Origin of the sequence: Streptomyces sp. NPDC018693 (assembly GCF_044391385.1) — a bacterium.
Classification (GTDB): domain Bacteria; phylum Actinomycetota; class Actinomycetes; order Streptomycetales; family Streptomycetaceae; genus Streptomyces.
The window spans coordinates 63,779-79,518 of record NZ_JBIRZZ010000014.1; the positions used below are offsets into that span (position 1 = coordinate 63,779).

Below are 15,740 nucleotides of genomic sequence, written 5' to 3' on the forward strand. Positions count from 1 at the left end.
GCTCGGCCGTGCCGGCCTGGCTGTGGGCAGTCGTTCCGCAGGGCGATGGGGGCACCTCCCATGCCCTTGAGGCAATGGGGGAGGGTGGGCACAGTCCTCGGCGCCGGGCACCGTTTCGACCGAGGGCGAGGCTCCCGGCGTGAGCCCGTACTGCCACAATGGCCCCGTGACCCGCGCATCCCTGGACAAGCAGCCGCACGAAGTCGCCTCGATGTTCGACAACGTGGCGGAACGGTACGACCTGACCAACGACGTGCTGTCCCTGGGACAGGACCGGCGCTGGCGCAAGGAGGTCGCGAAGGCGGTCGACGCCCGCCCCGCGCAGAAGGTCCTGGACCTGGCCGCCGGCACGGCGACGTCCTCACTGCCCTTCGCGCAGACGGGCGCGTACGTCGTCCCCTGCGACTTCTCCCTGGGCATGCTCCAGGTCGGCAAGCGCAAGCACACCTGGCTGCCCTTCACGGCCGGGGACGCCACGAGGCTGCCGTTCAAGGACGACACCTTCGACGCCGTGACCATCTCCTTCGGACTGCGCAACGTGCAGGACTTCGACGCGGCGCTGCGGGAGATGCACCGGGTGACCCGGCCCGGCGGGCGCGTGGTGATCTGCGAGTTCTCACACCCGACCTGGGCGCCCTTCCGCACCGTCTACACCGAGTACCTGATGCGCGCCCTGCCCCCGGTCGCGCGCGCGGTGTCGTCGAACCCGGAGGCGTACGTCTATCTCGCCGAGTCCATCCGCGCCTGGCCCGACCAGCCGGCCCTGGCCGAGCGCCTGAAGAAGGCCGGCTGGTCGAAGGTGGCGTGGCGCAACCTCACGGGCGGGGTCGTGGCCCTGCACCGGGGCTTCAAGGAGAGCTGAGGCCCTCCCCGGGCCCCTTCAGCCGGCGATCGCCTCGAAGGCGTCCCCCGGCCGGTCCAGCTCACGCTGGAGTCCGCCGCCGCCCGGCCTGGGCACCCGCGGCTCACGCACGCCCGCGCCTCCGCCGCCCTCTCCCTCGCCGAAGTCGAACCAGACGGTGACGACCGCCCCGCGCGGCACCTCGGCCCCGGGTGGTGGATATTGCCGTACGACATAGTCGACGACGGTGTGGTGGAAGTCGGGCCGGTCGGGGGCGGTCAGGAGCACCCCGTGGGCCTGGGCTTTCGCGCGCGCGTCCATCGCCATCAGGCCGGTGAGTTTCGGTACGCGCACTTCGGGTGTTTTGGGTGGTATGAGCACAGATGTCACCCCCAGCGGTACCTGAAGGGTAACCGCCCGGGGTGCCGTCCGGAAGCGCCAGGTGTCTTTCTGTAACAGTCAATTACTCTGGGTTATCGGGCCCTGTCAGGTCGAGCCGGTAGCAGCGGCCCTCCCGCCGGGAGACCGGCGTGGTGTACACCTCGGCGAGCCGCATCCCCAGCCGCTGGGTCACCGCGACGGAGCGGGCGTTGCGCGCGTCCACCATCGCCACCACGCTTGGCACGCCGGCCTCCCGCAGCCGCTCCAGCGTCATCCGCGCGGCCGCCGTGACATACCCCTTGCCCCAGTGCTCCCGGGCGAGCCGCCAGCCGATCTCGATCTCGCCGGTCGGCCCCCAGTCCCGGGGCCACGGCTGGGCACCCGTGAACCCGATGACCCGCCCGGACTCGTCGAGCATGGTCCACAGACAGAAGCCGAGTTGGGCGTCGTGCCGCCGCTGGCGGGCGGTGAGCTCCTCGTAGACGGACAGTTCCGCCGGCTTGCCGCCGTGGAACTCCATGACGTCCGGGTGGCCGAAGATCCGGTGCCACGCGACCGCGTCCTCGTCGGTGGGGACACGCAGCCGTACTTCGGGGAGAACTCGGTTCACGGGGCAGCCCTTCAGCCGGGTGATCAATTCTGCTGAATAGACTGCCCATGTCCAGTGCCGGTCGGCACGCAGATTTCGAACCTTGGGGAGATCCCGCCGTGACCTTCGTGACCGAGCCTCTCTCCGAAAACACCGCCGATGTCATCGTGGTCGGCGCGGGACCTGCCGGCTCCACGACGGCCTACCACCTCGCCAAGTCCGGTCTGGACGTCCTGTTGTTGGAGAAGACCGAGTTCCCGCGCGAGAAGGTCTGCGGCGACGGCCTCACCCCGCGCGCGGTCAAGCAGCTGGTGGCCATGGGGATCGACATCTCCGAGGAGGCCGGCTGGCTGCGCAACAAGGGCCTGCGCATCATCGGCGGCGGGGTCCGGCTCCAGCTGGACTGGCCGGATCTCGCCTCCTTCCCCGACTACGGCCTCGTCCGCAAGCGCGACGACTTCGACGAGCAGCTCGCCCGCCAGGCCCAGAAGGCGGGGGCGCGGCTGTACGAGCGGTGCAACGTCTCCGGGCCGATCGTCGACGACCGCACCGGCCGCATCACCGGCGTGACCGCCAAGCTGGGCGAGGAGAAGCGCGAAGTCACCTTCCACGCGCCGCTGGTGGTGGCCGCCGACGGCAACTCCACCCGGCTGTCGCTGGCGATGGGCCTGCACCGCCGCGAGGACCGCCCGATGGGCGTCGCGGTCCGTACGTACTTCACCTCCCCGCGCCACGACGACGACTACCTGGAGTCCTGGCTGGAGCTGTGGGACCGCAGGGGGCCGGGCGAGGACCGGCTGCTGCCCGGCTACGGCTGGATCTTCGGCATGGGCGACGGCACGTCCAACGTCGGTCTGGGCGTCCTGAACACCTCCGACTCCTTCAAGGAGCTGGACTGGCGCGAGGTGCTGAAGGCGTGGTGCGCGTCCATGCCGGAGGACTGGGGCTACACCCCGGAGAACATGACCGGCCCGATCCGCGGCGCCGCCCTGCCCATGGCCTTCAACCGCAAGCCCCACTACACCAAGGGCCTGCTGCTGGCCGGTGACGCCGGTGGCCTGGTGAACCCCTTCAACGGCGAGGGCATCGCCTACGCCATGGAGTCCGGGCAGCTCGCCGCCGACGTCATCGTCCAGGCACACGCGCGTGCCACTCCCGGCCAGCGCGAACTCGCCCTCCAGCGCTATCCGCAGATCCTCGCGGACACCTACGGCGGCTACTACACGCTCGGCCGTGCCTTCGTGAAGCTCATCGGCAACCCGAAGGTCATGAAGATCGCCGCCCAGCGGGGTCTGACCCACCCGCTGCTGATGAAGTTCACCCTCAAGCTCCTGGCCAACCTCACCGACCCCACGGGCGGCGACGCGATGGACCGCATCATCAACGGCCTGAGCAAGGTGGCCCCGAAGGCGTAGCCGCTCCGGGGAGACCGGAAGGGCCGCTGCCCCCGAGCGGCTGCGGCCCTTCGCCGGTGTGTGGCGGTGCGGTCGGCGCACCTGCGGTGGTGTGCTCAGCGCACGTACGGTGGTGCGCTCAGAGCACGTACGGTGGTGCGCTCAGAGCACGCGCACCGCACCCGTCGCCGGGTAGCCGGACAGGTTCTGGATGACGACGCCCTTGGAGGGGTTGGCCGCGTCCAGGTACTGGCCGTTTCCGACGTAGACACCCACGTGGTAGGCCGAGCCCTTGGCGCCCCAGTAGAGGATGTCGCCGACCTGCAGGTTGGACAGGGACACCTCGACGCCCATCCGCGACTGGTCCTGCGAGACGCGCGGCAGATCCACGCCGACCTGCTTGAACGCGGCCTGGACCAGGCTGGAGCAGTCCCACGCGTTGGGCCCGGCCGCGCCCAGGACGTAGGCGTCGCCCAGCTGCGCCTTGAGGAAGGAGATGACCGTGCCCACGCTGCCGCTGGCGGGCGCGCTCACGGTGGTGGTCGTCGAGGCGGAGGCGGACAGGGCGGTGCGCTCCGCGTTGCGCGCGGCACGCTCGGCGGCGGCCTTGCGGGCGGCCTCGGCGGCCTGCTTGCGCGCCTCCTCCTTCTTCGCCGCGGCGAGGTCCTTCGCGGCCTGCTCGGCCGCCGCGGCGGCGGCCGCGTCACGCTCGGCCTGCAGCTGGTACTCCGCGGCGGCCTGCTCCATGGCCTGAGCGGACTGCGCGACCTGCGCGCTCAGGTCGGCGGTCAGGGTCGGCAGTTCCAGCGTCTGCGTCACCGGCTCCGCCGCGTTGGCCGCAGTGGACGCGCCGGCCACGCCGACGGTGCTGAGGATGCCACCGGCCACTCCGGCCCGCATCGCGATCGTCGACGCGCTGCGAGGGCGGGGCTTCCGGTGGCTACGTATGTGAGCGGTGTGGGACATGGGTACAAGCGGTACCAGGGGCTGCTCCATACCTTCAAGGAACGTGTGCTGCGCCACACTTGTTCAATCCGCGGCCCAACTCCCGGGTGCAGTTTTCTTTATTGACGGCGTAACGGTCATTGCGGACACACGTGATCATGCCTGTGATCATGGCCTTTCGCTGTTACGTCCGAATTGCCCGCGACCTACCATCGGTGGGGACTGTTGGCCAAGCCCGGTTCCCATAAGGCCCTTGTGAATGTGGCCGAGGTCACGGAACGGTTACCGATGTGGCCGCGTCTCGCGCGGGCCGGCCTGGCCGGATCCGCTCGTGAACGCGTGCACACGCGCCCGGCCCGTCCACACCCGGTTCCGTTCTCCCCCTCATGTGTGAACGCGGTCCTCTATCAAGGGTCCGCGTCCAGCACCAATTTGCATGCAAGGGAAGCATCTTGATATGGAGACGCCGCTGCTGCCTGCATCGATGAACAAAAATGTCACTTCTGGTGATCACTCTGACGCTTCACGTGCGAAGATCACCACTGATGTGACTTCATGATCCTTCGTCAGGTGGCAGAGATCACAAAGCTTGGGTAATACCCCGTGTCGCAGATCACAGAGCCTCGGGCATAAGATGCGAGGCAGTTGGGCTTGTGACCTGCTTCACATGTTCTCGATCTTCGCCGGGACGGGCGGGGCTCGTGGGGCAGTTGAGGCAGGAAGGGAGTCCGAAGAACCGCCACCAGTCAGTGCCGACTGAAGGGAGCGAGGAGCGGTGAACGCTTATGCGCCCATCCTCGTACTGGGAGCCCTCGGGGCAGGCTTTGCGATCTTCTCCGTGGTCATGGCCACGCTGATCGGTCCGAAGCGGTACAACCGCGCCAAGCTCGAGGCGTACGAGTGCGGCATCGAGCCGACCCCCACGCCGGCCGGCGGCGGGCGCTTCCCCATCAAGTACTACCTGACGGCGATGCTCTTCATCGTCTTCGACATCGAGATCGTCTTCCTCTACCCCTGGGCCGTCACCTTCGACGCCCTGGGTGTTTTCGGGCTCGTGGAGATGCTGCTCTTCGTGCTCACCGTCTTCGTCGCGTACGCGTACGTATGGCGGCGCGGCGGCCTGGAATGGGACTGAGGGGCCTTTAAGACATGGGACTCGAAGAAAAGCTGCCGAGCGGCTTCCTGCTGACCACCGTCGAGCAGGCCGCGGGCTGGGTGCGCAAGGCGTCCGTCTTCCCCGCCACCTTCGGCCTCGCCTGCTGCGCCATCGAGATGATGACCACCGGGGCCGGACGCTACGACATGGCGCGCTTCGGCATGGAGGTCTTCCGCGGCTCGCCGCGCCAGGCGGACCTGATGATCGTCGCGGGCCGGGTGAGCCAGAAGATGGCACCGGTGCTCCGGCAGGTCTACGACCAGATGCCGAACCCCAAGTGGGTGATCTCCATGGGGGTCTGCGCCTCCTCGGGCGGCATGTTCAACAACTACGCGATCGTGCAGGGCGTCGACCACGTCGTCCCGGTCGACATCTACCTACCTGGCTGTCCGCCACGGCCCGAGATGCTGCTGGACGCCATCCTCAAGCTGCACCAGAAGATCCAGACCTCCAAGCTCGGCGTGAACGCCGAGGAAGCGGCCCGCGAGGCGGAGGAAGCGGCGCTCAAGGCCCTGCCCACGATCGAGATGAAGGGGCTGCTGCGGTGAGCGACGCGAACGGCAACGGGGTCAACCCCGAGAAGGAGCTCTCCGCGGAGAACCTCCCCGGCCAGCGCGGCCAGGGCGGCGAGGAGATCCGCGTCCAGCGCGGCATGTTCGGCGCCAACAACGGCGGCGACACCTCTGGCTACGGCGGCCTGGTCCGCTCCGTCCGCCTCCCGGGCCCGGCGAGCCGGCCCTACGGCGGCTGGTTCGACGAGGTCGCCGACGAACTGGAGGGCGCGCTGGAGGAGCAGGGCCTGCTGCCCGACAACGCCATCGAGAAGACGGTCGTCGACCGCGACGAACTCACCTTCCACATCGAACGCGAGCACCTGCTCCGCGTCGCCCGCACCCTGCGCGACGACCCGGCCCTCCGCTTCGAACTGTGCACCGGCGTCAGCGGCGTCCACTACCCGAACGACAAGGGCCGCGAGCTGCACGCCGTCTACCACCTGCGCTCGATCACCCACAACCGGCTGATCCGCCTGGAGGTCAGCGCCCCGGACAGCGACCCGCACATCCCGTCCCTTGTCCCGGTCTATCCGACCAACGACTGGCACGAGCGTGAGACCTACGACTTCTTCGGGATCGTCTTCGACGGTCACCCGGCCCTGACGCGGATCATGATGCCGGACGACTGGCAGGGCCACCCGCAGCGCAAGGACTACCCCCTCGGCGGCATCCCCGTCGAGTACAAGGGCGCCCAGATCCCGGCTCCGGACCAGCGGAGGTCGTACTCGTGAGCACTTCCCACGCATCTGCCGCCTCGGCGCGCGAGACCACCGAAGGCACCGTCTACACGGTCACCGGTGGCGACTGGGACGAGGTCGTCCAGTCCGCGGCCCGCGCCGACGACGAGCGCATCGTCGTCAACATGGGCCCCCAGCACCCCTCCACCCACGGGGTGCTCCGCCTGATCCTGGAGATCGAGGGCGAGACGGTCACCGAGGCCCGCTGCGGCATCGGCTATCTGCACACCGGCATCGAGAAGAACCTCGAGTTCCGCACGTGGACGCAGGGCACCACCTTCGTCACGCGCATGGACTACCTGACGTCCTTCTTCAACGAGACCGCCTACTGCCTCGCCGTCGAGAAACTCCTCGGCATCGAGGACCAGATCCCCGACCGGGCCACGATCATCCGGGTGCTCCTGATGGAGCTGAACCGGCTCTCCTCCCACCTGGTGTGCATCGCCACCGGCGGTATGGAACTCGGCGCGACCACGATCATGATCTACGGATTCCGTGATCGCGAGATGATCCTCGACATCTACGAGCTGGTCACCGGCCTGCGCATGAACCACGCGTACATCCGGCCCGGCGGACTCGCCCAGGACCTGCCGCCCGGCGCGGTGGACCAGATCCGCGAGTTCGTGAAGACGATGAAGAAGAACCTCCCGGAGTACGACAAGCTCGCCACCGGGAACCCCATCTTCAAGGCCCGTATGCAGGACATCGGCTATCTGGATCTGGCCGGCTGCATGGCACTCGGCGCCACCGGCCCGATCCTGCGCTCCACCGGCCTGCCCCACGACCTGCGCAAGGCCCAGCCCTACTGCGGCTACGAGACCTACGACTTCGAGGTCCCGACCGCCGACACCTGCGACTCCTACGGCCGCTTCCTCATCCGGCTGGAGGAGATGCGCCAGTCGCTGAGGATCGTCGAGCAGTGCCTGGACCGGCTGGAGCCGGGCCCGGTCATGGTCGCCGACAGGAAGATCGCCTGGCCCGCCCAGCTCGCCCTGGGACCGGACGGGCTCGGCAACTCCCTGGACCACATCAAGAAGATCATGGGCACCTCCATGGAAGCCCTGATCCACCACTTCAAGCTGGTGACCGAGGGCTTCCGCGTCCCGCCGGGACAGGCGTACGCGGCCGTCGAGTCACCGAAGGGCGAACTCGGAGTGCACGCCGTCTCCGACGGCGGCACCCGCCCCTTCCGGGTCCACTTCCGCGACCCGTCCTTCACCAACCTGCAGGCCATGGCGGCGATGTGCGAGGGCGGCCAGGTCGCCGACGTCATCGTCGCCGTCGCGTCCATCGACCCCGTGATGGGAGGCGTCGACCGGTGACCACCTCATCTTCGGACCGCGGCGTCAGCCTGGGCATGCCCGAACTGCCCGCGCCCACGTACCCGGACGACGTCCGGACCCGGCTGGAGGCGGACGCGCGCGAGATCATCGCCCGCTACCCCGACTCCCGGTCCGCGCTTCTGCCGATGCTGCACCTCGTGCAGTCGGAGGAGGGCCATGTCACGCGCACCGGGATGCGGTTCTGCGCGGACATGCTCGGCCTGACCACCGCCGAGGTCACCGCGGTCGCCACCTTCTACACCATGTACCGGCGCCGGCCGTCCGGCGACTACCAGGTCGGGGTGTGCACCAACACGCTGTGCGCGGTGATGGGCGGCGACGCGATCTTCGAGGAGCTCCAGGACTACCTGGGCGTCGGCAACGGCGAGACCACCGACGACGGCAAGATCACCTTGGAGCACATCGAGTGCAACGCGGCCTGCGACTTCGCTCCGGTCGTGATGGTCAACTGGGAGTTCTTCGACAACCAGACCCCGCAGAGCGTCAAGCGCCTGGTGGACGACCTGCGCATCGGCAGGACCGTCTCGCCGACGCGTGGGGCGCCGCTGTGCACCTTCAAGGAGACCTCGCGGATTCTGGCCGGCTTCCCCGACGAGCGGGACGGGGCCGTCGAGGCGAGCGGGAGCGCGGGACCGGCGTCGCTGGTGGGCCTTCGCCTGGCAAGGGGAGAGACCGCACCCGCGCGCGTGGTCCATCCGCGGGACGGCGGCCCGCACGGCGAGCCGCAGGAAGGTGCGGTGCACGAGCCGTCGCCGGCCGAGCACCTCAGTTCACATGACGCGCCGCAGGACACATCGGCCTCCGACCCAGCCCACCCGGCAGGGCCTATCGCCGAGGAGGGGGAGGGATGACCTTGGCACCCGAGCTGAAAGACACGAGCCCCGAGAAGCTGCTCGCACCCGTGCTGTCGGCCTTCTGGGACGAGGACCGGTCCTGGTCGCTGGACGTCTACCGAAGGCACGAAGGATACGAGGGACTTCGCAAGGCGCTCGCCATGTCGCCGGACGACGTGATCGCGTACGTCAAGGACTCCGGTCTGCGCGGGCGCGGCGGCGCGGGATTCCCGACGGGGATGAAGTGGCAGTTCATTCCCCAGGGTGATGGAAAACCGCACTATCTAGTTGTCAACGCCGACGAATCGGAGCCCGGGACGTGCAAGGACATCCCGCTCCTCTTCGCGAACCCGCACAGCCTCATCGAGGGCATCGTCATCGCGTGTTATGCCATCAGGTCTTCGCATGCCTTCATCTATCTGCGTGGTGAAGTCGTCCCTGTTCTGCGGCGGTTGCACGAGGCCGTGCGCGAGGCGTACGCGGCGGGCTACCTCGGTGAGAACATCCTGGGCAGCGGACTCGATCTGGACCTCACCGTGCACGCCGGCGCCGGCGCGTACATCTGCGGTGAGGAGACCGCGCTCCTGGACTCCCTCGAAGGCCGCCGTGGTCAACCGCGGCTGCGTCCCCCCTTCCCTGCTGTGGCGGGCCTCTACGCGTGCCCGACTGTTGTGAACAACGTCGAGTCGATCGCGTCGGTTCCCGCGATCCTGCAGCGGGGCAAAGAATGGTTCCGGTCGATGGGGAGCGAGAAGTCGCCCGGCTTCACGCTCTACTCGCTCAGCGGCCACGTCGCCAGCCCCGGCCAGTACGAGGCTCCGCTCGGCATCACCCTGCGCCAGCTGCTGGAGATGAGCGGCGGCATGCGCCCCGGCCACCGCCTGAAGTTCTGGACGCCGGGCGGCTCCTCCACCCCGATGTTCACCGACGAGCACCTCGACGTCCCCCTCGACTACGAGGGAGTGGGCGCCGCGGGGTCCATGCTCGGCACGAAGGCACTCCAGTGCTTCGACGAGACGACCTGCGTGGTGCGGGCGGTGACCCGCTGGACCGAGTTCTACGCCCACGAATCCTGCGGCAAGTGCACGCCCTGCCGCGAAGGCACGTACTGGCTGGTGCAGTTGCTGCGGGACATCGAGGCCGGCAAGGGACAGATGTCCGACCTCGACAAGCTCAACGACATCGCCGACAACATCAACGGCAAGTCCTTCTGCGCCCTCGGCGACGGCGCCGCCTCGCCGATCTTCTCCTCGCTCAAGTACTTCCGTGAGGAGTACGAGCAGCACATCACGGGCCGCGGCTGCCCCTTCGACCCGGCCAAGTCGACGGCCTGGGCCGACCGTACGGAGGTGAACGCATGACCGTGACCAGCAGCGCTCCGTCCGGGAGCGGCGAGGCGGCACTCCCGCCGGAAGATCTGGTGACGCTGACGATCGACGGCGCGGAGATCAGCGTGCCGAAGGGCACCCTGGTCATCCGGGCCGCCGAGGAACTCGGCATCGAGATCCCCCGGTTCTGCGACCACCCGGCCCTGGACCCGGCCGGCGCCTGCCGCCAGTGCATCGTCGAGGTCGAGGGCCAGCGCAAGCCCATGGCGTCCTGCACGATCACGTGCACGGACGGCATGGTGGTGAAGACCCACCTCACCTCGCCGGTCGCCGAGAAGGCCCAGAAGGGTGTGATGGAGCTCCTGCTCATCAACCACCCGCTGGACTGCCCCGTCTGCGACAAGGGCGGCGAGTGCCCCCTGCAGAACCAGGCCATGTCGCACGGCAACGCCGAGTCCCGCTTCGAGGGACGCAAGCGGACCTACGAGAAGCCCGTGCCGATCTCCACACAGGTGCTGCTCGACCGCGAGCGGTGCGTGCTGTGCGCCCGCTGCACCCGCTTCTCCAACCAGATCGCCGGCGACCCGATGATCGAGCTGATCGAGCGGGGCGCGCTCCAGCAGGTCGGCACCGGTGAGGGCGATCCGTTCGAGTCGTACTTCTCCGGCAACACCATCCAGATCTGCCCGGTCGGCGCGCTCACCTCGGCGGCCTACCGTTTCCGCTCCCGCCCCTTCGACCTCGTCTCCTCGCCGTCCATCTGCGAGCACTGCTCCGGCGGCTGCGCCACCCGCACCGACCACCGGCGCGGCAAGGTCATGCGGCGCCTCGCCGAGAACGACCCCGAGGTCAACGAGGAGTGGGTGTGCGACAAGGGACGCTTCGCGTTCCGGTACGCGCAGCTCAAGGACCGCCTTCAGACGCCGCTGCTGCGCAACGCCGAGGGTGAGCTGGAGCCGGCGTCCTGGCCGGAGGCGCTGCAGATCGCCGCGCAGGGCCTGCTGGCCTCGCGGGGGCGCACCGGCGTGCTGACCGGTGGCCGGCTCACCATCGAGGACGCCTACGCGTACAGCAAGTTCGCGCGCGTGGCGCTCGACACCAACGACATCGACTTCCGCGCGCGCGTGCACAGCGGCGAGGAGGCGGACTTCCTCGCGGCCCGGGTCGCCGGACACGGCCGCGACCTCGACGGACGGGGCGTCACGTACACCTCGCTGGAGAAGGCGCCCGCCGTCCTGCTGATCGGCTTCGAGTCCGAGGAGGAGGCGCCCGGCGTCTTCCTGCGGCTGCGCAAAGCCTGGCGCAAGCACGGCATGAAGGTGTACTCGCTGGCCACGCACGCCACCCGCGGCCTGGAGAAGGCGGGCGGCACCCTGCTGCCGGCCGCTCCCGGCACCGAGACCGAGTGGCTGGACGCCCTGGCCGGCGGGGTCGGCCTGGACGAGGCGGGCGGCCGCGCGGCGGAGGCGCTGCGGGCCGAGGGCGCCGTCATCGTCGTGGGGGAGCGGCTGGCCGGTGTGCCCGGCGGGCTCACCGCCGCCGTACGGGCCGCGTCCGCGACCGGTGCCGAGCTGGTGTGGATCCCGCGCCGGGCAGGGGAGCGGGCCGGGATCGAGGCGGGCGCGCTGCCGTCGCTGCTGCCGGGCGGGCGCCCGGCCACCGACCCGCGCGCGCGTGAGGAGGTCGCCGCCGTCTGGGGCGTCGCCGAACTCCCGCACCGCTACGGCCGGGACACCGGCCAGATCGTCGAGGCCGCCGCCGGTGGCGAACTGCAGGCACTGGTCGTGGCCGGTGTCGAGGTCGCCGACCTGCCCGACCCGGCACGCGCGCGTGAGGCGCTGGACGAGGTGGGTTTCCTGGTGTCGCTGGAGCTGCGGCCCGGCGAGATCACCGAGCGCGCCGACGTCGTCCTGCCGGTGGCCGCCGTGGCCGAGAAGGCCGGGGCCTTCCTGAACTGGGAGGGCAGGGTGCGGTTCTTCGACGCCGCGCTCAAGCCGGAGCAGATGACCCGGCGCCTCGCGCCCACCGACGCGCGCGTGCTGCAGATGCTCGCCGACGCCATGGACGTCCACCTGGGCCTGCCGGATCTGCGCACCACGCGCGCGGAGATCGACCGGCTCGGCCTCTGGGACGGGCCGCGCGCCGGCGACTCGCTGGATACCGCGGCCGTGCTGCCGCGGCCCGCCGCCGGGGAGGCCGTACTGGCCGGACACCGGCTGCTGCTCGACCAGGGGGTCCTTCAGGAGGGCGACGAGGCGCTCGCCGGGACGCGGCACGCGGCACGCGCACGTGTGTCGGCCGCGACGGCCGCCGAGGCGGGCGTCAAGGACGGCGATGTGCTCGCCGTGACCGGACCCGCCGGCGAGGTCCAGCTGCCCCTGCAGGTCACCGAGATGCCGGACCGGGTGGTCTGGCTGCCGCTGAACTCCGTCGGCGGGGGCGTCGCCTCCGACACCGGCGCGCTGCCCGGGTCCCTCGTCCGCATCGGCCCGGCCACACCGGCCGCCGAAGCCCCCCAGGAGGTGGAGGCATGAGCCCGTACCTCGCCGCTGAAGACCTCTCGATGTTCGGCCGCGACCCCTGGTGGCTGGTCGTCATCAAGGCCGTCTTCTGCTTCGCCTTCCTGATGCTGACCGTGCTGATCTCCATCGTCATGGAGCGCAAGGTCGTCGGATGGATGCAGCGGCGCATCGGCCCCAACCGGCACGGCCCCTGGGGCATGCTCCAGTCGCTCGCCGACGGCGTGAAGCTGATGCTCAAGGAGGACATCGTCGTCAAGCGCGCGGACAAGGTGGTGTTCGTCCTCGCGCCGGTCATCGCGGCCATCCCGGCCTTCATGGCGATCGCGGTGATCCCCTTCGGCCCGGCCGGCAACGAGATCTCGATCTTCGGCCAGCGCACCACGATGCAGCTCACCGACCTGCCGGTGGCGATGCTGTACATCCTGGCCATCGGCTCGCTGGGCGTGTACGGCTTCGTCCTGGGCGGCTGGTCCTCCGGTTCGACGTACCCGCTGCTCGGCGGCATCCGCTCGGTCGCCCAGATCATCTCGTACGAGATCGCCATGGGCGCGGCCTTCGCCTCGGTCTTCCTCTACTCCGGTTCCATGTCGACGTCCGCGATCGTGGAGGCGCAGGAGGACCGCTGGTACATGGTGCTGCTCCCGGTCTCGTTCCTGATCTACATGGTGACGATGATCGGCGAGTCCAGCCGGGCCCCGTTCGACATGCCGGAGTCCGAGGGCGACCTGGTCGGCGGATTCAACACCGAGTACTCGTCGATCAAGTTCGCGATGTTCATGCTGTCCGAGTACATCCACATGGTCACGGTGTCGATGATCGCGGTGACCCTGTTCCTCGGCGGCTGGCGGGCGCCCTGGCCCGTCAGCACCTTCTGGGAGGGCGCGAACCACGGCTGGTGGCCGATGCTCTGGTTCGTCGTCAAGCTCCAGATGCTGATCTTCTTCTTCATCTGGCTGCGCGGCACCCTCCCGCGGGTCCGCTACGACCAGCTGATGCAGCTCGGCTGGAAGGTCCTCATCCCGGTCGCCGTGGCGTGGCTGATGCTGGTCGCCACCGTGCGCGCCCTGCGGAACGAGGGCTACGACTTCTCCGACATCGCCCTCTACGTCGGCGGCGGCGTCCTCGTCCTGCTGCTGCTCTCCTTCGTCGCCGACATGTTCCGCGAGAAGACGCAGAAGGCCGAGCAGGCCGTGGAACAGCCCGCCGCCTTCGACCCGATGGCAGGCGGATTCCCCGTGCCACCGCTGCCGGGGCAGGAGTTGCCGCCGGTGCCGAGGCGTCGCCCGCACCGCGAGCGGGAGCTGATTGTCAGTGGTGGGTCGGACACTGTGAGTGACGGATCGCTGGAGGGAAAGGAGGCGTCCGATGGCTGAGGAGCCCAAGGAGACCAAGCCCGGTTTCATGAACCCCGTCGCCGGGTTCGGCGTGACCTTCAAGGCCATGTTCAAGAAGCGGCTGACCGAGCAGTACCCGGAGCAGAAGAAGACCACGGCTCCGCGGTTCCACGGACGGCACCAGCTCAACCGGCACCCGGACGGCCTGGAGAAGTGCGTCGGCTGCGAGCTGTGCGCCTGGGCCTGCCCGGCAGACGCCATCTATGTGGAGGGCGCGGACAACACCGACGAGGAGCGCTACTCGCCGGGCGAGCGGTACGGGCGCGTGTACCAGATCAACTACGCCCGCTGCATCCTGTGCGGCCTGTGCATCGAGGCGTGCCCCACACGCGCGCTCACGATGACCAACGAGTTCGAGCTCGCCGACTCCAGCCGCGCCAACCTCATCTACACCAAGGAGCAGCTGCTCGCCGGCCTCGAGGACGGCATGGTCGACACGCCCCACGCCATCTACCCGGGGACGGACGAGCAGGACTACTACCGCGGCCTGGTGACGGAGGCCGCGCCCGGCACCGAGCGCCAGGTCGCCGTCTCCAAGGGCGAGAGGCCCGAGGAAGAGGAGGTGGACGCATGAGCGCGCAGCTCGCCGCGTACTCGACGTCCACCGGCGAGGCGTTGCAGTTCTGGGTCCTCGGCACCGTCGCGGTGATCGGTGCCCTGTGCACCGTCTTCATGAAGAAGGCCGTGCACAGCGCGCTCTGCCTGGCCGGCACCATGATCATCCTGGCGATCTTCTACCTCGCCAACGGCGCCTACTTCCTGGGCATCGTGCAGATCGTCGTCTACACCGGCGCGATCATGATGCTGTTCCTGTTCGTGGTGATGCTGGTCGGCGTGACCGCGGCGGACTCGCTGAAGGAGACCATCAAGGGCCAGCGGTGGCTGGCCCTCCTGTGCGGCCTCGGTTTCGGCATCCTGCTGACCGCCGGCATCGGCAACGCCTCCCTGACGGAGTTCAACGGCCTCGCCCAGGCCAACTCCGGCGGGAACGTGGAGGGCCTCGCCGCCCTGATCTTCACCAAGTACGTCTTCGCCTTCGAGATCACCGGCGCCCTGCTCATCACGGCCGCCGTCGGTGCCATGGTGCTCACCCACCGCGAGCGCACCGAGCGCGCCAAGACCCAGCGCGAGCTGGCCGAGCAGCGCGTCCGCGAGGGCAAGCACCTGCCGCCGCTGCCCGCTCCCGGCGTGTACGCGCGGCACAACGCCGTGGACATCGCCGGCCTGCTGCCCGACGGCACCCCGTCGGACCTCACGGTCAGCAAGACGCTGCGTGAGCGCGGCCAGATCCGTGACGTGTCGACCCAGGCGCTCAACGACCTCAAGGCCCTCGAACAGCGCGCCGAGGACCGTCTGGAGCGGTCCGGGATCGAGCCGCCGCACTTCAAGCGGACCGAGGAGGCGTCGAAGTGAACCCGGTCAACTACCTGTATCTCGCCGCCCTGTTGTTCAGCATCGGCGCGACCGGCGTACTGATCAGGCGTAACGCGATCGTCGTGTTCATGTGCGTCGAGCTGATGCTCAACGCCTGCAACCTCGCGCTCGTCGCCTTCTCCCGGATGCACGGCAATCTCGACGGCCAGATCATCGCCTTCTTCACGATGGTCGTCGCCGCCGCGGAGGTCGTGGTCGGACTCGCGATCATCGTGTCGGTGTTCCGCGCCCGCCACTCGGCCTCGGTCGACGACGCCAGCCTGATGAAGCTGTAAGGGGTCGGAAGAAT

Annotated in this window: 16 protein-coding genes; 13 read left to right on the plus strand and 3 right to left on the minus strand. The window is 69.2% G+C overall.

The window, feature by feature from the left end; translation table 11 throughout:
* Positions 1–166: 166 nt before the first annotated feature.
* Positions 167–862 carry a demethylmenaquinone methyltransferase gene (locus ACH5AC_RS29770; protein WP_398865296.1) on the plus strand — a complete coding sequence of 232 codons (696 nt, stop codon included), beginning with the start codon at positions 167–169 and terminating at the stop codon, positions 860–862.
* A gap of 18 nt (positions 863–880) precedes the next feature.
* Here the strand turns inward: ACH5AC_RS29770 and ACH5AC_RS29775 are convergent, their stop codons facing one another.
* Entirely contained in the window at positions 881–1,195 is a 315-nt protein-coding gene (locus tag ACH5AC_RS29775) for a PASTA domain-containing protein (protein WP_398865297.1), read from the minus strand.
* A gap of 109 nt (positions 1,196–1,304) precedes the next feature.
* Positions 1,305–1,832, minus strand: a complete 528-nt coding sequence (locus tag ACH5AC_RS29780) for a GNAT family N-acetyltransferase (protein WP_398865298.1) — start codon at positions 1,830–1,832, stop codon at positions 1,305–1,307.
* A 98-nt stretch (positions 1,833–1,930) separates the two neighbouring features.
* Here ACH5AC_RS29780 and ACH5AC_RS29785 point away from each other — a divergent pair, with 98 nt between their 5' ends.
* Positions 1,931–3,226: a geranylgeranyl reductase family protein gene (locus ACH5AC_RS29785; RefSeq protein ID WP_398865299.1), complete on the plus strand. Its 1,296-nt coding sequence runs from the start codon at positions 1,931–1,933 to the stop codon at positions 3,224–3,226.
* A 141-nt stretch (positions 3,227–3,367) separates the two neighbouring features.
* On the opposite strand, the gene ACH5AC_RS29790 is transcribed toward ACH5AC_RS29785, so the two are convergent.
* Entirely contained in the window at positions 3,368–4,201 is an 834-nt protein-coding gene (locus ACH5AC_RS29790; protein WP_398865300.1) for a C40 family peptidase, read from the minus strand.
* Positions 4,202–4,925: 724 nt separating this feature from the next.
* Here ACH5AC_RS29790 and ACH5AC_RS29795 point away from each other — a divergent pair.
* From ACH5AC_RS29795 to nuoK, 11 genes are read left to right on the plus strand one after another with little or no spacing between them, the layout of a single operon-like run.
* The gene (locus tag ACH5AC_RS29795; RefSeq protein WP_007383963.1) at positions 4,926–5,285 is read left to right on the plus strand and encodes an NADH-quinone oxidoreductase subunit A; all 360 of its coding nucleotides are present in this window, start codon (positions 4,926–4,928) and stop codon (positions 5,283–5,285) included.
* A gap of 14 nt (positions 5,286–5,299) precedes the next feature.
* On the plus strand, positions 5,300–5,854 hold the full coding sequence (locus ACH5AC_RS29800) for a NuoB/complex I 20 kDa subunit family protein (protein ID WP_398865301.1): 555 nt from the start codon (positions 5,300–5,302) through the stop codon (positions 5,852–5,854).
* Positions 5,851–6,591, plus strand: coding sequence for an NADH-quinone oxidoreductase subunit C (locus ACH5AC_RS29805; RefSeq protein ID WP_398865302.1), 741 nt, complete (start codon positions 5,851–5,853; stop codon positions 6,589–6,591). Before ACH5AC_RS29800 ends, ACH5AC_RS29805 begins: the two co-directional genes overlap by 4 nt.
* Entirely contained in the window at positions 6,588–7,919 is a 1,332-nt protein-coding gene (locus ACH5AC_RS29810; protein WP_398865303.1) for an NADH-quinone oxidoreductase subunit D, read from the plus strand. The genes ACH5AC_RS29805 and ACH5AC_RS29810 overlap by 4 nt, the downstream gene beginning before the upstream one ends.
* Positions 7,916–8,791: an NADH-quinone oxidoreductase subunit NuoE gene (nuoE, locus tag ACH5AC_RS29815; RefSeq protein WP_398865304.1), complete on the plus strand. Its 876-nt coding sequence runs from the start codon at positions 7,916–7,918 to the stop codon at positions 8,789–8,791. Before ACH5AC_RS29810 ends, nuoE begins: the two co-directional genes overlap by 4 nt.
* Complete coding sequence (gene nuoF / locus ACH5AC_RS29820; protein ID WP_398865305.1) at positions 8,788–10,134, plus strand: NADH-quinone oxidoreductase subunit NuoF; 1,347 nt, start codon at positions 8,788–8,790, stop codon at positions 10,132–10,134. The genes nuoE and nuoF overlap by 4 nt, the downstream gene beginning before the upstream one ends.
* On the plus strand, positions 10,131–12,635 hold the full coding sequence (locus tag ACH5AC_RS29825) for an NADH-quinone oxidoreductase subunit G (protein WP_398865306.1): 2,505 nt from the start codon (positions 10,131–10,133) through the stop codon (positions 12,633–12,635). The genes nuoF and ACH5AC_RS29825 overlap by 4 nt, the downstream gene beginning before the upstream one ends.
* Positions 12,632–13,996 (plus strand): NADH-quinone oxidoreductase subunit NuoH, encoded by a 1,365-nt coding sequence (gene nuoH / locus ACH5AC_RS29830; RefSeq protein WP_398865307.1) that lies wholly within the window; start codon positions 12,632–12,634, stop codon positions 13,994–13,996. Before ACH5AC_RS29825 ends, nuoH begins: the two co-directional genes overlap by 4 nt.
* Positions 13,989–14,591, plus strand: a complete 603-nt coding sequence (nuoI, locus tag ACH5AC_RS29835; protein WP_398865308.1) for an NADH-quinone oxidoreductase subunit NuoI — start codon at positions 13,989–13,991, stop codon at positions 14,589–14,591. The genes nuoH and nuoI overlap by 8 nt, the downstream gene beginning before the upstream one ends.
* On the plus strand, positions 14,588–15,430 hold the full coding sequence (locus ACH5AC_RS29840) for an NADH-quinone oxidoreductase subunit J (RefSeq protein ID WP_398865309.1): 843 nt from the start codon (positions 14,588–14,590) through the stop codon (positions 15,428–15,430). Before nuoI ends, ACH5AC_RS29840 begins: the two co-directional genes overlap by 4 nt.
* On the plus strand, positions 15,427–15,726 hold the full coding sequence (gene nuoK, locus ACH5AC_RS29845; protein ID WP_398865310.1) for an NADH-quinone oxidoreductase subunit NuoK: 300 nt from the start codon (positions 15,427–15,429) through the stop codon (positions 15,724–15,726). The genes ACH5AC_RS29840 and nuoK overlap by 4 nt, the downstream gene beginning before the upstream one ends.
* Positions 15,727–15,740: the final 14 nt, after the last annotated feature.